A 17,425-nucleotide genomic window follows, 5' to 3' on the forward strand; every position below is an offset into this window, starting at 1 on the left:
CCGGCCTTCCGGCCTTCCGGCCTTCCGGCCTTCCGGCCTTCCGGCCTTCCGGCCTTCCGGCCTTCCGGCCTTCCGGCCTTCCGGCCTTCCGGCCTCCCGGCCTCCCGGTCACCGGTGAGTCAGGGGCGGGGCGCGCCGTACCCCGGCGCCCGACGAGACGAACGGGGGCGTCCGGTTCGCCACCGGACGCCCCCGTTCGTCTCGTCGCTCGTCGTACGGGACGGGACCTCGGCTACTCGGCCGCCGCCGCCGCGTCCGCCGCCTGGGCCCTCAGGGCGCGTTCCACGCCCGCGCGGGACTCGGAGACCAGCCGCCGCAGGGCCGCGTTGGGCTCCGCGGAGGCCAGCCACTCGTCCGTCCTGCGCAGGGTCTCCTCGCTGACCTGGACCGACGGGTAGAGGCCGACCGCGATCTGCTGGGCGATCTCGTGCGAGCGGGTCTCCCAGATCTCCTTGACCACCGCGAAGAACGCGTCCGTGTACGGGGCCAGCAGGTCACGCTGGTCGGTCTGGACGAAACCGCCGATGACCGCCTCCTGGACGGCGTTCGGCAGCTTGTCGGACTCGACGACCGACGCCCACGCCTCCGCCTTGGCCTCCGCGGTCGGACGGGCGGCCCGGGCGCTGGCCGCGTGCCGCTCACCGGCGGCCGTCCGGTCCCGCTCGTACTCGCCGGCGATCTCCGCCTCGTCGAAGCGGCCCACCGCCGCCAGCCGCTGCACGAACGCCCAGCGCAGCTCCGTGTCGACGGCCAGGCCCTCGATCGTCTGGGTGCCCTCCAGCAGGGCGTCCAGCAGGTCCAGCTGCTCCGGCGTGCGGGCCGTCGCGGCGAACGCGCGCGCCCACGCCAGCTGGTGGTCGCTGCCCGGCGCCGCCGCGCGCAGGTGGGCCAGCGTGGCGTCCGTCCAGCGGGTCAGCAGGGTCTCGCGGGCGGCGGGGTCGGCGTACAGCTCGATCGCCAGCTTCACCTGGCGGTGCAGCGACTGCACGAGGCCGATGTCGGACTCCTTGCCGATGCCCGACAGGACCAGGGACAGGTAGGCGCGGGCCGGCAGCTCGGCGTCCCGGGTCATGTCCCACGCCGACGCCCAGCACAGCGCGCGGGGGAGGGACGCCTCGAAGTCACCGAGGTGCTCGGTGACGAAGGCCAGGGACTGCTCGTCCAGGCGGACCTTGGCGTACGACAGGTCGTCGTCGTTCAGCAGCACCACGGCCGGACGGCGTTCGCCGGCCAGCTGCGGCACGGCGGTCAGCTCGCCGTCGACGTCCAGCTCGACGCGCTCGTGGCGCACCAGCTTGCCGCTGCCCTCGTCGAGGTCGTACAGGCCGACCGCGATGCGGTGCGGGCGCAGGGTCGGTTCGCCCTTCGCGCCGGCGGGCAGGGCCGGGGCTTCCTGGCGGATCGCGAAGGACGTGATGACACCGTCGGCGTCCGTCTCGATCTCCGGGCGCAGGATGTTGATGCCGGCGGTCTCCAGCCACGCCTTCGACCAGGACTTCAGGTCACGCCCGGAGGTCGTCTCCAGGGCGCCCAGCAGGTCGGACAGCCGCGTGTTGCCGTACGCGTGCGCCTTGAAGTACGCCTGCACGCCCGCGAAGAACTCGTCCTCGCCGACGTACGCGACGAGCTGCTTCAGTACGGAGGCGCCCTTGGCGTAGGTGATGCCGTCGAAGTTGACCAGGACATCGTCCAGGTCGTTGATGTCCGCCATGATCGGGTGCGTGGAGGGCAGCTGGTCCTGCCGGTACGCCCAGGTCTTCATGGAGTTGGCGAACGTCGTCCAGGAGTGCGGCCAGCGCGAGCCGGGCGCGGCGGCCTGGCAGGCGATGGAGGTGTAGGTGGCGAACGACTCGTTCAGCCACAGGTCGTTCCACCACTCCATGGTGACCAGGTCGCCGAACCACATGTGGGCCAGCTCGTGCAGGACCGTCTCGGCCCGCGTCTCGTACGCGGCGTCGGTCACCTTGGACCGGAACACGTACTGGTCGCGGATGGTGACCGCGCCCGCGTTCTCCATCGCGCCCGCGTTGAACTCCGGCACGAACAGCTGGTCGTACTTCTTGAACGGGTACGCGTAGTCGAACTTCTCCTGGAACCAGTCGAAGCCCTGCCGGGTCACCTCGAAGATGGCGTCCGAGTCGAGGTGCTCGGCGAGCGAGGGACGGCAGTAGATGCCGAGCGGGACGGACTGGCCGTCCTTCTCGTACACGCTGTGCACGGAGTGGTACGGGCCGACGATCAGCGCGGTGATGTACGTCGAGATGCGCGGCGTCGGCTCGAAGACCCAGACGCTGTCCTTGGGCTCCGGGGTGGGCGAGTTGGAGATGACCGTCCACCCCTCCGGCGCCCGCACGGTGAACTGGAAGGTGGCCTTCAGGTCGGGCTGCTCGAAGCTCGCGAAGACACGGCGGGCGTCCGGCACCTCGAACTGGGTGTACAGGTACGCCTGGTTGTCGACCGGGTCGACGAACCGGTGCAGACCCTCACCGGTGTTGGTGTACGCGCAGTCCGCGACGACCCGCAGGATGTTGCGGCCCTCCAGCAGACCCGGCAGCGCGATCCGGGAGTCCGCGAAGAGCCCGGCGGGGTCGAGCGGGTCGCCGTTGAGGGTGACTTCGTGGACGGCCGGCGCGACCAGGTCGATGAAGGAATCCGCGCCGCTCTCCGCGACATCGAAACGCACCGTGGTCACGGACCTGTAGGTACCGCCCTCCTGCGCGCCGGAGAGGTCGAGATCGATCTCGTACGAGTCAACGGTGAGCAGCTTCGCCCGCTGCCGCGCCTCTTCGCGAGTCAGGTTTGTGCCAGGCACGCGGTCATCTCCTCGTTATGGGTGGGTCGCGCCATCTTTCCACGAAGACGACCCCCTCCGGAGTGGCCACCTCGTTCAGGGGGACGGGCCGACCGGTGAGGCGCGGTGCCGCCGCAGCGCATGGCGGAGATCGACGCGGCACTGTGGCGTGACCTGGCTCTCCGACCCCCAAGGACTCTCCGACGCGCGGAAGGGGGGCGGTCACCGGCTGTGTGACCGCCCCCCTTCCGCGCGCTTCCTACTTGCCGAGCTCCGCCGCCACCAGCTCCGCGATCTGGACCGCGTTCAGCGCGGCGCCCTTGCGGAGGTTGTCGTTGGAGACGAAGAACGCCAGGCCGTTGTCGACCGTCTCGTCCTGGCGGATGCGGCCCACGTAGGACGGGTCCTGGCCGGCCGCCTGGAGCGGGGTCGGGACCTCGGTGACCGCGACGCCGGGCGCGCCGCCGAGCAGCTCCTTCGCGCGCTCCACGCTGATCGGGCGGGCGAAGCGGGCGTTGACCTGGAGGGAGTGGCCGGTGAAGACCGGGACGCGGACGCAGGTGCCGGAGACCTTCAGCCCGGGGATCTCCAGGATCTTGCGGGACTCGTGGCGCAGCTTCTGCTCCTCGTCGGTCTCGTGCAGGCCGTCGTCGACGATGGAGCCCGCCAGCGGGAGCACGTTGTAGGCGATCGGCGCCACGTACTTGTTCGGCGCGGGGAACTCCGCCGCCGAGCCGTCGTGCGCCAGCTTCGGCGCGTCCTCGCCGACCTTCTTGACCTGCTCGAACAGCTCCTCGACGCCGGCCACGCCGGAGCCGGACACCGCCTGGTAGGTGGCGACGACCAGCGCCTGGAGGTCCGCCTCGGCGTGCAGCGGCTTCAGGACCGGCATCGCGGCCATCGTCGTGCAGTTCGGGTTGGCGATGATGCCCTTGGGGCGGACGGCGATCGCGTGCGGGTTCACCTCGGCCACGACCAGCGGCACGTCCGGGTCGCGGCGCCACGCCGACGAGTTGTCGATCACGACCGCGCCCTGCGCGGCGACCTTCTCGGCCAGCGCCTTCGAGGTCGAGCCGCCCGCGGAGAACAGCACGATGTCCAGCCCGGTGTAGTCGGCCGTCGACGCGTCCTCCACCGTCACCCCGTCCAGGACCGTCCCCGCCGAGCGGGCCGAGGCGAACAGGCGCAGCTCGGTCACCGGGAAGGCGCGCTCCGTGAGGATCCTGCGCATGACCGTGCCGACCTGACCGGTGGCTCCGACGATTCCGACCCTCACGGCGACTCCTTCTGCGTGCTCTTCACGTGACGTGCGTGTGCCTGTTGCATGGCCGAGGCGTTTCCATCATGCGGCCAGCCCCGGCCCGCCTGTCCAATTCTTTGCGCGCGGCGCCCGAGGAGTGGGACGAGACAGACCGGAGGCCGGGCGGGGTTCTCCGCGCCCACCCCGCCCGAACTGCAGGAATTCGCCCGGTGACGGCCCCGGACCGCAAGCTGTACTGCCCGGCCCCTGCCCAGCCCGCGCGGCCCGCACGCGAGGTGTGACGTACGCCTCCGCGGAACTCCGGGAGAGCGGGCCGAACGTTTTGCCCGGCGGCGGCGTCCTAGGAGAGACGCGGGGAGAGGGGTGGCTGTGCTGCGCGGAAAAGCCCGCCGCGGCCAGGGGGACGGCAAGCACGGTGTGCTCGACGATCCGCTGGACGCGGCCCAGGAACGCCGGGTGCGGGCGGTGCTCGCCCTGGGAGGGGTGCCGCAGGCGGACCTGCCGGACGGGGTGCAGCAGGTCCGCCTGCGGTTGCTGGAGCGGGTGGCGCGGGGGGACGAGGCGCCGCGGGACGTGTCCGCGTGGGCGGCGGTGGTCGCGTCCAACCTGGCCATGGACTGGCATCGGGCCAAACGCCGCCAGGAGCGCATCGGCGAACGCCTGGCCTCCCTGCGCCAGCCGGCACACCCCTCCGGCGAGGACACCAGCGTGCTCTCCCTCGCCGTCGCCCAGGGGCTGGACGAGCTGCCCGACGCCCAGCGGCAGGTCGTCGTGCTGCGCTTCTACGCCGACCTGCCGGTACGCGGGATCGCCGAGGAGCTGGGCATCCCCGAGGGCACGGTGAAGAGCAGGCTCCACTCGGCGGTCCGCGCGCTGCGCGCCCGTCTGCACGAGGACGAGGTGGTGTGACGTGACCGCCGAACACGACGGCCCAGCGGGACACGACGGCTCCGCCGGAGCCGAGAGCGCCGCCCCACACGCCGGCTCCGCCGGCCCCGCCGGTCCCGCCCCACGCGACGGCTCCGCCCCACGCGACGGCTCCGCCCCACACGCCGGCTCCGCCCCACACGCCGGCTCCGCCGGCCTGGACGCCCTGATGGCCGCGCTCACCGACGAGCCGCTCACCGACGAGGCCCGCGCGGACGCCGCCTTCATGACCGAGCACCGTTCGGCACAGGCGGATCTCGTCCTGCTGCGCGAACAGCTCGGGGTCATCGGCGATGCCCTCGGCGATCCGCCGCAGGCACCGAAGCCGGTCCCCGTACGTCCCTCACCGGTCCGGCGCCGAGCCTTCCAGGTCACCTTCGGCGCCCTCGCGGTGGCCGCCGTCGCGGCCGTGCTGTCGGGCATGGCCTGGCTGCTCGCCCAGGCCCCGGGCGACGCCGGCGTCATGTCGGACAGCGGCGCCGGCAGCGCGGCCTCCAAGCCGGAGCCGGGCGGGGACGCCTTCGGCAGCCCCCGGTACCTCGCCTGCTCCCGCCTGCTGGCCGAGGGCAGGGCGAGTGCCGTGGAGCGGATCCCCGGCACCGGGACCCTGCGTGTCACCGTGCGGGTGACCCGCTACTACCTGCCGGAGCCGCCGCCCAAGGACGCGGAGGACGTCACCTACGTGATCGACGGTGCCCTGGTGGCCGGCCTGAGCACGGGTGACCAGGTGCTGTTCCGCATCCCGCGGTGGGACAGCCAGCCCGACCGCTGGATCGTCGGCGAGCCGGAGATCGCCCGGGAACGGGCCCGGCTCACCGGCTCGCTGGCCGAGTCGCGCGGACTCACCTGCGAGTGAGCGACCAGCGTATGAGCGCGCGAGAGGCGGCGGGCGCGCGAGAGGCGGCGGGCGCGCGAGAGGCGGCGGGCGCGCGACAAGGGGCGGGCGCGCGACAAGGGGCGGGCGCCCGTCAGACGAGCGCCCGCCCCACTGCCGTACCGGATCGGTTACGGCGTGACCTTCTCGATCTTCACGCTGCCGGTGCCCGCGACCGTGCCGCGCGCGTTCACCAGCTGGACCTGGCCGAAGAACTCGCGGCCCGCCGGGGCGGCCGCCGCGGCGACCACGCTGGCGGAGACCGTCGTCGAGTCACCCGTGCCGAGCTTCACCGGCGTCGAACCGTCGACCGTGACGTTGCCGAGGGCGGCGGAGAAGAACACGTCCCGGTAGTCGTAGGCCGTGGAGCCGGACGGGATCGCGTAGCCGATGACCTGGATGGTGTACGTGCCGGCGGGCGGGGCCGGGATCGACACCGTCTCCTCCGAGTCGCCGTCGGCGGAGCTGCCCACCTCGGTGCCGGCCGCGTTCTTCACGACCAGGTCGAGGTCGGCCGCCGGGTCGGAGACGTTGCCGATGGCGACGTCCAGCGACGTGGCGCCCGCGGGCACCTCGACCGTGGTGGTCTGCGTCGCGCCCGTGGCGATCGTCGGACGGGCCGACTTGGCGGAGCCGAGCGGGCCGCCCACCAGCTTGCCGTCGAGGGCGGCGAAGTTGTTCGTCGCCTTCCACGAGACGGCGGCCGGGGTGCCGACCTTGGCCTCGGGCACGGTCACGGTCTCCGGGTCGAAGACCGCGCCGAGGACGGCGACGTCCAGCTTGTAGGGGTTGTCGAGCAGCGGCGACGTACGGCGCGACTCGACCTCGATCTCCCAGACGCCCGGCACCGGGTCGGCGTACGACCGCACGTCCGGCGGGCAGCCGTTGCCGTCGAGGTAGTTGCTGTAGCAGAAGGGGGTGCTGGTGGTGTCGACCGGGACGCCGTACGGGTGGATGGCGATGAACCGGGTCTGGCTCGTGGCCTTCAGGCCGCCGATCGCGACCTCCAGGGTCTTCGCGCCCTCCGGGACGGTGACGAAGTACGACCGGGTGCTGTTGCGCTGCACCGAACCCGAGGTGGCGTAGGCGTACGCCAGCGGCTGCGCGGCCACGACCGTCGACATGACCTGCTGGTCGATGCCCTCGGTCTTCGGGTCGTCGACCTCCAGGATCGCGCTCTTGAGACCCGCGGACTCCGGCGCGGCCTGGACCTTCACGGTCACCGGCTGGTTCAGCGGCAGCTTCACCACGTCCGAGCCGACGATCCGGAACGTGTTCCCCGTGTTGTTCTCGAAGTGCAGCTCGTGCCGGATCGCCTTGTCGGCACCGGACGTACGGGTGAGCGTGACGTCGTACGTCTTCTTCTGCCCGGCCTTGAGGCCGCCCTCACGGTCGTAGAGGCCGGTGCCGAAGCCCGGCGTCTTGAGGAACTGGTCGATCGCGGTGTCGACCGGCGCCTTGACCGAATAGGTGTGGGCGGTGGCGCCGTCGAGGATCGAGTCCCAGGCGTCGTTGATGTTCATGAGGCCGGCCCCTTCCTCGTACGCCTGCACACCCTTGATGTGGTCGGCGGTCGAGGTGAGCGCGGTGCGCAGGGTGGCCGGGGTGAGGTCGATCTTCTTGGCCTTGGCGGCGCTCAGCAGCAGCGCGGACGCGCCCGCGGCCTGCGGGGACGCCATCGACGTGCCCTGGAGCATGCCGTAGCCGGCCGGCAGGGTGTAGCCCGCCTCGGCGACCGGGGCACCCGGCAGCCAGGTCTGGATCGTGTTGATCGCGGCGCCGGGGGCGACCAGGGTCGGCGTGAAGCCGCCGTCCTCACGCGGGCCGCGCGAGGAGAACGGCATCATCGCGTACTTCTTCTCCACGACCGAGCCGTAGTTGGCGGCCCAGGTCTCCTTGGAGATGGAGGCGCCGACCGAGATCACCTTGTCGGCCAGGCCCGGGTCGCCGATGGTGTTGGCGCCGGGGCCGGAGTTGCCGGCCGAGATGACCAGCTGGACGCCGTAGGTGTCGATGAGGCGCGTGTACAGCTCGGCGCGCGCGTTGTTGCCGTCGTTCAGCGCCGGGAGGCCGCCGATCGACATGTTGACGATGTCGACGCCCCGGTTGGCGACGAGGTCGATCATGCCCTCGGTGAGGGCCACGTTGGTGCAGCTCGGGCCGAACAGGCAGGCGCGGGAGGAGACGATCTTCGCGCCCGGCGCGGCGCCGTCCATCCTGCCGCCGAACAGGCCGTTCGCGGCGGTGATGCCGGCCACGTGCGTGCCGTGCTCGCTGGAGATCATGCCGATGTTGACGTAGTCGGCCTTGGCGCCGGCGGCGTTGTAGACGACGTCCTTGCGGATCTCGATGACGAACGGGATGCGCTCGGCGACCTCGGTCGCCGGGTTGTCCGTGCCGAACCAACCGATCTGGTAGCCGTCCTTGTACGGCTTCATCGGCTGCTCGTCGGCGAAGTCGTGGTCGTCGTCGAGGTCGACGCGGGCCGTGCCGGTCGCGGCGTCGTACAGCACGCCCCAGGCGTCGGTCGTGTCGCCGTCACGGTTGACGTCGCCCAGCTGGTCGCCGCCCGCGGTCGCGGACTCGTAGAAGTAGTTGAACCTGTACGAGCCGGACGGGGCCGAGAACGCCTCGGCGCTGCCGCCGACGGGGGTCGCGGAGAACGCCGGGCCGGCCACCGAGGTGAGCATCCGGCGCCACGAGCCGTCGCCGTCGGAGACCGGGTCGGTCGCCGTCACCCAGTCGACGATCTTCCGCTCGCCGGTGGTGGTCTTCTGCAGCGCCGGGTGGCCCAGGTCCACGCCCGAGTCGAGGACGCCGATGGTGACGCCCCGGCCGTCCGCCTTCGGGTGGTCCTCGACGAAGTCGACGGCACCGGTCTCGAAGGAGGGGTTGTACGGGTTCTCGGCGGGGGTCTTCCTGTTCGGCGCCGGGTAGGAGGCCGTGCCCTGGCCCGCGGCGGCCCTGTCGGTGTCCGCGGCCGGCGTCGGGTCGTCCAGCAGGATCTCCTGGCGCAGGTCGATGCCGTGCACGGAGGAGAGCTTCGCGGCGGCGGCGATGGCCGCGTCCGCCTTGCCGGTCGGGACCGTGGCGCGCACGTAGCCGAGCTTGTCGTAGGTCTTGCCGACCAGGCCGCCCTGGACGGCGTCGAGCTGCCCGGCGACCTGCTCGGTCCGGCCGGGCGCGGTGGCGACCATCAGCGTGACGCTCTTGTCGCCGTCGGCCTTGGCCTCGGCGAGTGCGTCGGCGTCGTCGGAACCGAGCTTGTCGTGGGCGGACTTCACGCCCGGGTCGGCGGCGACGGGCGCTTCGTCGGCGGCGAGGGCCATCGGAACCGGCCCCGCGGCGGAGAGGGCGGCCACCAGACCGGCGGCCACGGCGATCCGGACCGCGCGTCTCGCGCCGGATATCGGATCGCGCTGGGGGGTGAGGGTCATCGGCATCCCTTGTAGGTAAAGGAACGAGCGGTGTGCGATCAGGGCTGATCGGGCCTTGGCCGCGGTCGTCCGGAAGGTGATCCCGGACGATCGCACAGCTTTACCCATGGGAAGCATGCTCAGGGGGAGTTGACCGAATCGATATGAGGGCATGGGGAAAACCCCCTATGCGCTTTACGGAGATGGGGAACGAAAGGGGCAAGTCGCCCGGAAGGTGTCCCCGGATGGGTTAACGTCCAGAGGTGCGAAGGAAGTTGCGGGTGGCGGCCTACGCCCTGTGCGTGCGCGACGGGCAGCTCCTGCTCTCCCGGTCCCCGGCTTCGGACGGCGGTCCGCCGGAGTGGACCCTGCCCGGCGGCGGCATGGAGCACGGCGAGGATCCGTACGACACCGTGCTGCGGGAGGTGGCCGAGGAGACCGGATACCGCGTCGAGGTCACCGGCCTGCTGGGCACGCACTCGTTCCAGCGCGTCTTCCCGCGCCGCTTCGGGCGCGCCGTCGACTTCCAGGGCGTACGGCTCTTCTACGAGGGCCGGATCGCCGGCGGTGAACTGCGCTACGAGATCGGCGGCTCCACGGACATGGCCGCCTGGCTCGACCTGGACGCCGTGCCGGGCCTGCACCAGACGCCGATGGTCGGGATCGGGCTGCGGCTGTGGCGCGAACGGCCGGCCACCGGGCGGCTCGACACCCCGCCCGACACCGCGCCCGACACCGCGCTCGACACCGCGCTCGACACCGCGCTCGACACTCCGTCGGGAGCGGCTCCCCTACCCGGGCAGATGAACACGGAGTAGCCGCCCCCCGGCCGTCCGGGGAGCGGTCGAGGACGCGCAGGGTAGTCCAAGATCCACGTACGGTGATCGGCGCTGCGCGTTGCCGCCTCGTTCACGCGCAGGTCATGCCCAGTGCCAACGATCCAGAGTGAGCGGGACGTTCGCGACAGCGACCGCCCCGCGACCCTGCCGACGCGTTCGCACTCGGGGAGACCGCGCCATGTCGCGCACACGCTCTGTCGCCGGTTCCGCACTCGGGGCCCACCGCCGTACCGTCCTCGCCGCCACCGCGGCGGTCACCCTCTCCGCGGGCGTCGGCTACGCCCTGCGGCCCACCGACAGCCAGGCCGCCCCCACCACCGGCACCGGTGCCGCCGGGGCACCCGTGGCCCAGTCCCGCGTCGCCCCGGCCGCGCCCCTCGCTCCCTACACCCGCGGCACCACCCTCGCCACGGTCTCCGCGCCGCGCACCGGCTCCGGCTTCCGCCGCCTCGGCGACGGCCCCGGCTGGAGCCGCACGGTCCGCGGCGAACTGGCCGAGCCCCGGGCCGGCCGGGCCGGCCGCCGTACCGCCCTCGCCGCGTTCGTGCACCTCACCGACCTGCACCTGATCGACACCCAGCACCCGATGCGGCTGGAGTACCTGCGCTCCACCGACGTCCACGCCTGGCGGCCGCACGAGGCGCTGACCGTGCCCGGCGCCATCTCGCTGGTCGAGCGGATCAACGCGCTGCGGGGCGCCCCCGTCACCGGCACCCCGCTGCACTTCGCCATGACCACCGGCGACAACACCGACAACAACGCCAGGACCGAGCTCGACTGGTTCCTGACGATCATGAGCGGCGGCCGGGTCACCGCCAACTCCGGGGACCCGCGGCACTACGAGGGCGTGCAGAACAGCGGCCTCAAGCAGTACTGGCAGCCCGGCACGACCGTCCGCGACGCCGACAAGCAGCTCGGGTTCCCGCAGCTGGAGGGCTATCTGGCCGCCGCCCTGCGGGAGTTCAACAGCCCCGGCCTGAACCTGCCCTGGTACTCCACGGTCGGCAACCACGACTCCATGCCGCTCGGCTGCTACGGTCACGGCGACTCCTGGCTCGCCGAGTACGCGGTCGGCGGCAAGAAGCTGATGAGCCTGCCCGCGGCCGAGGCGAAGAAGCTCCAGGACGCCATCAAGCACGACACGGACCCCCAGGGGACCGCGTTCCGCGACCTGCTCAAGGCGCACACCCGGGACATGCGCTCGGTCACGCCCGACGAACGGCGCGCTCCCTTCACCGCCGCCGAGTACCTCAAGGCCCACCTGGACCCGGCCTACCGGGGCCTCGGTCCGGTGGGCCACGGCTACTCCGCCGCCAACCTCGACACGGGCACCCAGTACTACAGCTTCCGCATCGCCGACGACGTGATCGGCATCAGCCTCGACACCACCGACCCGGGCGGCCACTACCAGGGGTCCATCGGGACGGCCCAGTTGAGATGGCTGGACAGGACGCTACGGGACAACAGGGACGCGTACGCGGTCGTGTTCAGCCACCACACCAGCACGACGATGACGAACACCCGCCCCGACCCGGCCCGTCCCGGCGAGCGGCGCCACAACGGCCAGGAGGTCATCGCCCTGCTCGGCAGCCACGCGAACGTCCTGGCCTGGGTGAACGGCCACATCCACCGCAACGAGATCACCCCGCACTCCGCCCCCGACGGCCGCTCCTTCTGGGAGATCTCCACCGCCTCCCACGTCGACCATCCCCAGCTGGCCCGGGTGATCGAGCTGGTGGACAACAAGGACGGCACGCTGTCGGTCCTCACCACCTGCGTCGAGTCCGCGGCCCCGCACCGCACGGACTTCGGCGATCTCTCCCAGACCGGCCTGGCCGCCCTCTACCGCGAGCTGTCCTACAACGCCCCCGGCGCGAACATGGACCTCGGCGGCGAGGCGCGGGACCGGAACACGGAGCTGGTGCTGAAGAAGGGCTGAAACCGGCCCAACCGGCCCGCGGCGCCTCAACTTCCGTACCGGAAGCGGGGTCCCCCCATCCGACCGGGCTCGACGGCAGCCCGGTGGCGGCTCGACGGCAGCTCGATGGTGAGCGAGATGGGGGAAGAACACATGACCGTACGGACGAGGTGGACGGCGGCGACCGCGGTGGCGCTGTCGGTGGCCCTGGCGGGACCCGCGGTCGCGGCGGGGCCGGCCGGAGGCGGCGGCGGTCACGGGGCGACCCGCGAGGCCGTCGAGGCCGCCGTCGAGGCCGGGGTTCCCGGAGTGACAGTGACGGCGAAGGACCGGCGGGGCACCTGGTCGGCGACCGCCGGCGTCGGCAACCTCGCGACGGGGCAGCCGCGTTCGGCGCGGGACCACTACCGCGTGGGCAGCGTCACCAAGACCTTCGTCGCCACGGTGCTGCTCCAACTGGAGGCGGAGGGGCGCCTGTCGCTGGACGACACGGTGGAGACCTGGCTGCCGGGACTGGTCCGCGGGCACGGCCACGACGGCCGCGCGATCACCCTGCGCCGGCTCCTCAACCACACCAGCGGCATCTACGACTACACGGACGACAGGACCTTCCTGGAGACGTACGTCCTCGCGGACGGCTTCATGAAGCACCGCTACGACCGCGCGACGCCCGAGGACCTGATCGCGATCGCCATGTCCCACGCGCCGCGGTTCGCGCCGGGCACCTCCTGGTCCTACTCCAACACCAACTACACCCTGGCCGCCCGGGTCATCGAGCGGGCCACGGGCCACACGTACGGCGAGGAGGTCCGCGACCGCGTCGTCGAGCCCCTCGGGCTGACGGGCACCTCGGTCCCCGGTACCCGGCCCACTTTGCCGCGGCCCAGCAGCCGCGCCTACTCCAAGCTGGCCGAGGACACCACGGGACCCACGTACGACGTCACCGAGCTGAACCCCGCGCTGGCCTTCGGCTCCGGCGACATGATCTCCACCTCGGCCGACCTCGGCCGCTTCTACTCCGCCCTCCTGCGGGGCCGGCTGCTGCCGCCCGCGCAGCTGAAGGAGATGAAGACCACGGTGCCGGACACGTCGATCCTCCACGTCGACTACGGCCTGGGCCTCGGTGACATCACGCTCAGCTGCGGCGTCCACGTCTGGGGCCACGGCGGCGACATCCACGGCTCCTCCACCGAGGCCGTGACGACGGCGGACGGCCGCCACACCCTCGTCCTCAACGTCAACGGCGACTGGTCGGGCGACACCGAGGCCGTGATCGAGGCGGAGTTCTGCGGCGGATAGCGACGGGCGGGGGGCCGCACCCGACGTACCGAGCGCGCGGCCCCTCCTGCCCCCTCTTGGTGCTGTTCCGGTCCGTCACTACCGGGGCAGCACCACGACATACGCTGCGGGGTCCCGGTCGCCCGCCGCCATCAGGGCCGTACGGACGACCGTGGCCTGTTGTTCCCTCGCCTCCCGGAGCTTCTTCGGGGTGAGGTGGACGACCGTGATGCCCAGCCGCTCCAGGTGTTCGCGCTTGCGGGCGTACTCGGACCACAGGGCGTCGTCGTCCTCCCGGCCGCCCTGGCGCGGGGCGCGGGTGTCGAGCTCCACCGCCACCGCCTGTTCCGGCCAGTACGCGTCCAGGCCGCCGAGGTGCGGGCCGCCGGGCAGACGCAGGTCCACGTTCCAGACCGGGTCGGGCAGGCCGTACTCCTCGACCATCCGGTACAGGCGGTCCTCCGCGATGGCCCGGCCCTCCGCGAGGAGGGAGTCCACCGCGTCCACCACGTGCGGCCGGCTCAGCAGCTTGGCGTTGTTCAACTCCCGTACCACCGCCGCGGGTTCGCAGTGCCCGCCGCGTACCGCCTCGGTCAGCAGCCGGCGTACGGCACCCGCGTCCGACAGTCCGGCCACCGCGTCGGCCAGGGCCCGCGGGACCGGAGCGACCGGCAGGCCCGTCACCGGCTCGGGCGTGGGCAGCGCGGCGGTGCGCACGATCCGCGCGCAGCCCGTCGAGCGCAGCCGGCGCAGGCGGGGGACCAGGACGTCGACGCGGTCCAGGGAGAGCAGCGGCGGGGCCGAGCTGAAGCCGTGCAGGGTGAGCGCCGCCAGGCCGGTGATCATCGCGTCCGCGTACACCGGGCGGTGCGGGTCGTCCGCGCCGGGCTGGGCGGGGACCCCGGCCGGCTGCTCCCGCGCCGCGTACATCAGCACCGCGTGCAGCCGCTCGTCGCTGGTGGGGGGGCCGGGGTGGAGCAGGAAGACGCCCGGGAGGAGCTGCTGCCAGGGCCCGCCCGGCCGGCACTGCTCGCTCGTCTCCGCGGCCGAGACGCCGTGCGAGCGGAGGTGGGCGGCCGTCAGGACACGGCGGTGTCCCTCGGGCAGGTGCCGGAGGGGGCGGGGGGAGAGCGGGGGGACCGGGGTGTTGTGGTTCATGACCGGCAGGTTCCCGCCATGGAGCCGCCCGCGAACCGCTGTTACACATCCGTCGACAAATCCGGACAAGCCCGCACTAAAGGACGAGTGTTCGGATGCCGAGGAGAGCGCGGAAACCCCTGGTCCGTTCGGGTGCGGCCCAGGGGTTACGGGGCCTATTGCCTGAATTCCGTAACGGTGACGGCACGCTCAAGCTTTGGCCAGAATTCCGCTCAGCCGGCCGCCGCCGCCTCCGCGTCGCACGCCTGTCCCCGCAACGCGCGTGCCAGGTCGTCCCGTGCCTCCCGTACCAGCCGGCGCAGGGCGGGTGCCGCGTCCTCGTGCGCCGCGAGCCACGCGTCCGTCGCGTCCAGCGTCGCCCGCGAGTGCTGGAGGGACGGGAACATCCCCTGCACCACGTGCATCGCGATCTGGATCGACCGCTCCCGCCACACCCGCTCGATCACGTCGAAGTACTTCGGCGCGTACGGCGCGAGCAGCTCCCGCTGCGACGGCCGGTCGAAGCCCGCGATCGTCGCCTCCACCAGGGCGTTCGAGAGAGCGTCGGACTCCACCACCTGCGCCCACGCCTGCGCCTTCACCGCCGCCGACGGCCGGGCGGCCAGACAGCGGACCTGGTGGCGTTTGCCGGACGCGGTGTCGTCGCGCGCCAGCTCCGCGGCGAGGACCGCCTCGTCGGCGGCGCCGTGGGCGGCGAGCGGCTCCAGGAACGCCCAGCGCAGCTCCTGGTCGACCTCCAGCCCCTCGATCTGCTCGGTGCCCGCCAGCAGCCCCTGGAGCAGCCGGAGATCGGCCGGCCCGGACGCCACCGACGCGAAGAACCGCGCCCACGCCAGCTGGCGTTCGCTGCCCGGCCCGGCCGCCCGCAGTTCCCGCAGGGCGCCCTCCGCCAGCAGCCGTCCGCCCGTCTCCCGCCACTCGGGCGCCACGTAGTTGACCAGCGACGAGTTCGCCCACGCGTGCAGCATCTGCAGCACGCCGATGTCGGACTCGCGCCCCGCGAACCGCAGCACCAGGTCCACGAAGTCCCGCGCCGGCAGCAGCGCGTCCCGGGTCATGTTCCACAGCGCGGACCAGCACAGGGCCCGGGCGAGCGGGTCGGTGAGGTCACCGAGGTGAGCCTTCAGCGTCTCCAGCGAGGCCGTGTCGAAGCGGATCTTGCAGTAGGTGAGGTCGTCGTCGTTGACCAGGATCAGGTCCGGGGCCTCGGCGCCGGCCAGCTCCGCCACGACCGTACGCGGGCCGTCGACGTCCGCCTCGGCGCGGGCGTACCGCTCCAGGGCGCCCTCGGCACCCCGCCGGTACAGGCCCACCGCCACCCGGTGCGGGCGCAGTTCGGGGTGCGACTCGGCCGCCTCCTGCACCACCGCCAATTCGTCCACCCGGCCGTCCGCGGCCAACAGCACCTGCGGGGTCAGCGCGTTGACGCCGGCCGTCTGCAGCCACGCCCGCGACCAGGCGCCCATGTCCCGGCCGCTGGTCTCCTCCAGCACGGACAGCAGGTCGCCCAGGCGCGTGTTGCCGTACGCGTGCCGCTTGAAGTAACGCCGCGCGCCCTCCAGGAACGCGTCCTGGCCGGCATACGCCACCAGCTGCTTGAGCACGCTGGCGCCCTTGGCGTACGTGATGCCGTCGAAGTTCAGCTTGGCGTCCTGGAGGTCACGGATGTCGGCCGTGACCGGGTGCGTGGACGGCAGCTGGTCGGCGCGGTACGCCCAGGCCTTGCGGCGGTTGGCGAAGGTGATCCAGCCGTCCTGGAAGCGGGTGGCGCCGACCAGCGAGAACGCGCCCATGAAGTCGGCGAAGGACTCCTTCAGCCACAGGTCGTCCCACCACTCCATGGTGACCAGGTCGCCGAACCACATGTGCGCCATCTCGTGCAGGATCACGTTGGCGCGGCCCTCGTACGAAGCCTGTGTGACCTTGCCCCGGAAGATGAACTCCTCCCGGAAGGTCACCAGGCCCGGGTTCTCCATCGCGCCCAGGTTGTACTCGGGCACGAACGCCTGGTCGTACTTCCCGAACGGGTACGGGTAGTCGAAGTGGTCGTGGAAGAAGTCCAGGCCCTGCTTGGTCACCAGGAACACGTCGTCGGCGTCGAAGTGGGGGGCCAGGCCCTTGCGGCACAGGGCGCCGAGGGGGATCTCCAGCGTCGTACCGTCGTCGAAGGTGCGGGAGTACGCGTCCGTGACGTAGTGGTACGGACCCGCGACCACGCACGTGATGTACGTCGAGATCGGCTTGGTCTCCGCGAACCGCCAGACGCCGTCGGCCCGTTCGCCGACGCCGTTGCTCCACACCGTCCAGCCCTCCGGCGCCCGCACCTCGAAACGGAACGGTGCCTTGAGGTCCGGCTGCTCGAAGTTGGCGAAGACCCGGCGGGAGTCGGCCGGCTCGTACTGCGTGTAGAGGTAGACCTCGCCGTCCTCGGGGTCGACGAAGCGGTGCAGGCCCTCGCCGGTGCGGGAGTAGGCGCAGCGGGCGTCGACGATCAGCTCGTTGTCGGCGGCCAGGTCCTCCAGGACGATCCGGGAACCGTCGAAGACCTCGCTGGGGTCGAGGTCCTTGCCGTTGAGGGAGAGCGCGGTCACACTCGGCGCGATCAGGTCCGCGAAGCTGGACGCGCCGGGCTCGCTGCACCGGAAGCGGATCGTGGTGACCGAGCGGAAGGTGCGCGGTCCGTCGCCGGTGTCGTCACCGACCGCCGTCCGGACGTCGAGGGACACGTCGTACCCGTCGACGGACAGCAGGGCGGCCCGCTCCCGGGCTTCGTCGCGGGACAGGTTCTCACCGGGCACGGATGGCGCTCCCTCGGATCGTGTTCGACATGCGGACCTGGGCTGATCCTCCCACGGGCCCCCGCCTCACGGCAGTCGGGAATGGGGCGGGACCCGGCCGGTGTTCCTGTCGAGGACGACCGTCGCGCCGCACTGGCCACCGCACCGACCACCGCACCGTCCACC

At 72.2% G+C, this 17,425-nt stretch carries 9 protein-coding genes and 1 pseudogene; 5 read left to right on the plus strand and 5 right to left on the minus strand.

What is annotated here, in order from left to right; all coding sequences use genetic code 11:
- Positions 1 to 232 precede the first annotated feature (232 nt).
- Both pepN (ACWD0J_RS18930) and ACWD0J_RS18935 read right to left on the minus strand, forming a co-directional pair.
- The gene (gene pepN, locus ACWD0J_RS18930) at positions 233 to 2,812 is read right to left on the minus strand and encodes an aminopeptidase N (RefSeq protein WP_451496950.1); all 2,580 of its coding nucleotides are present in this window, start codon (positions 2,810 to 2,812) and stop codon (positions 233 to 235) included.
- A gap of 238 nt (positions 2,813 to 3,050) precedes the next feature.
- Positions 3,051 to 4,067, minus strand: a complete 1,017-nt coding sequence (locus ACWD0J_RS18935) for an aspartate-semialdehyde dehydrogenase (RefSeq protein WP_451496951.1) — start codon at positions 4,065 to 4,067, stop codon at positions 3,051 to 3,053.
- Between the two features lie 354 nt (positions 4,068 to 4,421).
- Here ACWD0J_RS18935 and ACWD0J_RS18940 point away from each other — a divergent pair, with 354 nt between their 5' ends.
- Positions 4,422 to 4,961 (plus strand): sigma-70 family RNA polymerase sigma factor, encoded by a 540-nt coding sequence (locus ACWD0J_RS18940; RefSeq protein WP_451496987.1) that lies wholly within the window; start codon positions 4,422 to 4,424, stop codon positions 4,959 to 4,961.
- Between the two features lies 1 nt (position 4,962).
- The gene (locus ACWD0J_RS18945) at positions 4,963 to 5,835 is read left to right on the plus strand and encodes a hypothetical protein (protein WP_451496952.1); all 873 of its coding nucleotides are present in this window, start codon (positions 4,963 to 4,965) and stop codon (positions 5,833 to 5,835) included.
- A gap of 149 nt (positions 5,836 to 5,984) precedes the next feature.
- On the opposite strand, the gene ACWD0J_RS18950 is transcribed toward ACWD0J_RS18945, so the two are convergent.
- Positions 5,985 to 9,290, minus strand: a complete 3,306-nt coding sequence (locus ACWD0J_RS18950; protein ID WP_451496953.1) for a S8 family serine peptidase — start codon at positions 9,288 to 9,290, stop codon at positions 5,985 to 5,987.
- Positions 9,291 to 9,532: 242 nt separating this feature from the next.
- Here ACWD0J_RS18950 and ACWD0J_RS18955 point away from each other — a divergent pair.
- The 3 genes and pseudogenes from ACWD0J_RS18955 to ACWD0J_RS18965 all read left to right on the plus strand — a co-directional run.
- A pseudogene (locus ACWD0J_RS18955) lies at positions 9,533 to 9,976 on the plus strand (NUDIX hydrolase); the annotation flags it as partial.
- Between the two features lie 310 nt (positions 9,977 to 10,286).
- Positions 10,287 to 12,047 (plus strand): TIGR03767 family metallophosphoesterase, encoded by a 1,761-nt coding sequence (locus tag ACWD0J_RS18960; RefSeq protein WP_451496954.1) that lies wholly within the window; start codon positions 10,287 to 10,289, stop codon positions 12,045 to 12,047.
- A 132-nt stretch (positions 12,048 to 12,179) separates the two neighbouring features.
- Complete coding sequence (locus ACWD0J_RS18965; protein ID WP_451496955.1) at positions 12,180 to 13,325, plus strand: serine hydrolase domain-containing protein; 1,146 nt, start codon at positions 12,180 to 12,182, stop codon at positions 13,323 to 13,325.
- Between the two features lie 78 nt (positions 13,326 to 13,403).
- On the opposite strand, the gene ACWD0J_RS18970 is transcribed toward ACWD0J_RS18965, so the two are convergent.
- Positions 13,404 to 14,462 (minus strand): hypothetical protein, encoded by a 1,059-nt coding sequence (locus ACWD0J_RS18970; protein ID WP_451496956.1) that lies wholly within the window; start codon positions 14,460 to 14,462, stop codon positions 13,404 to 13,406.
- Positions 14,463 to 14,674: 212 nt separating this feature from the next.
- A complete protein-coding gene (pepN, locus tag ACWD0J_RS18975; protein WP_451496957.1) occupies positions 14,675 to 17,260 on the minus strand; it encodes an aminopeptidase N in 2,586 nt (861 codons plus the stop codon).
- Positions 17,261 to 17,425: the final 165 nt, after the last annotated feature.

The sequence above is a fragment of the Streptomyces sp. NPDC003011 genome (genome assembly GCF_053591515.1).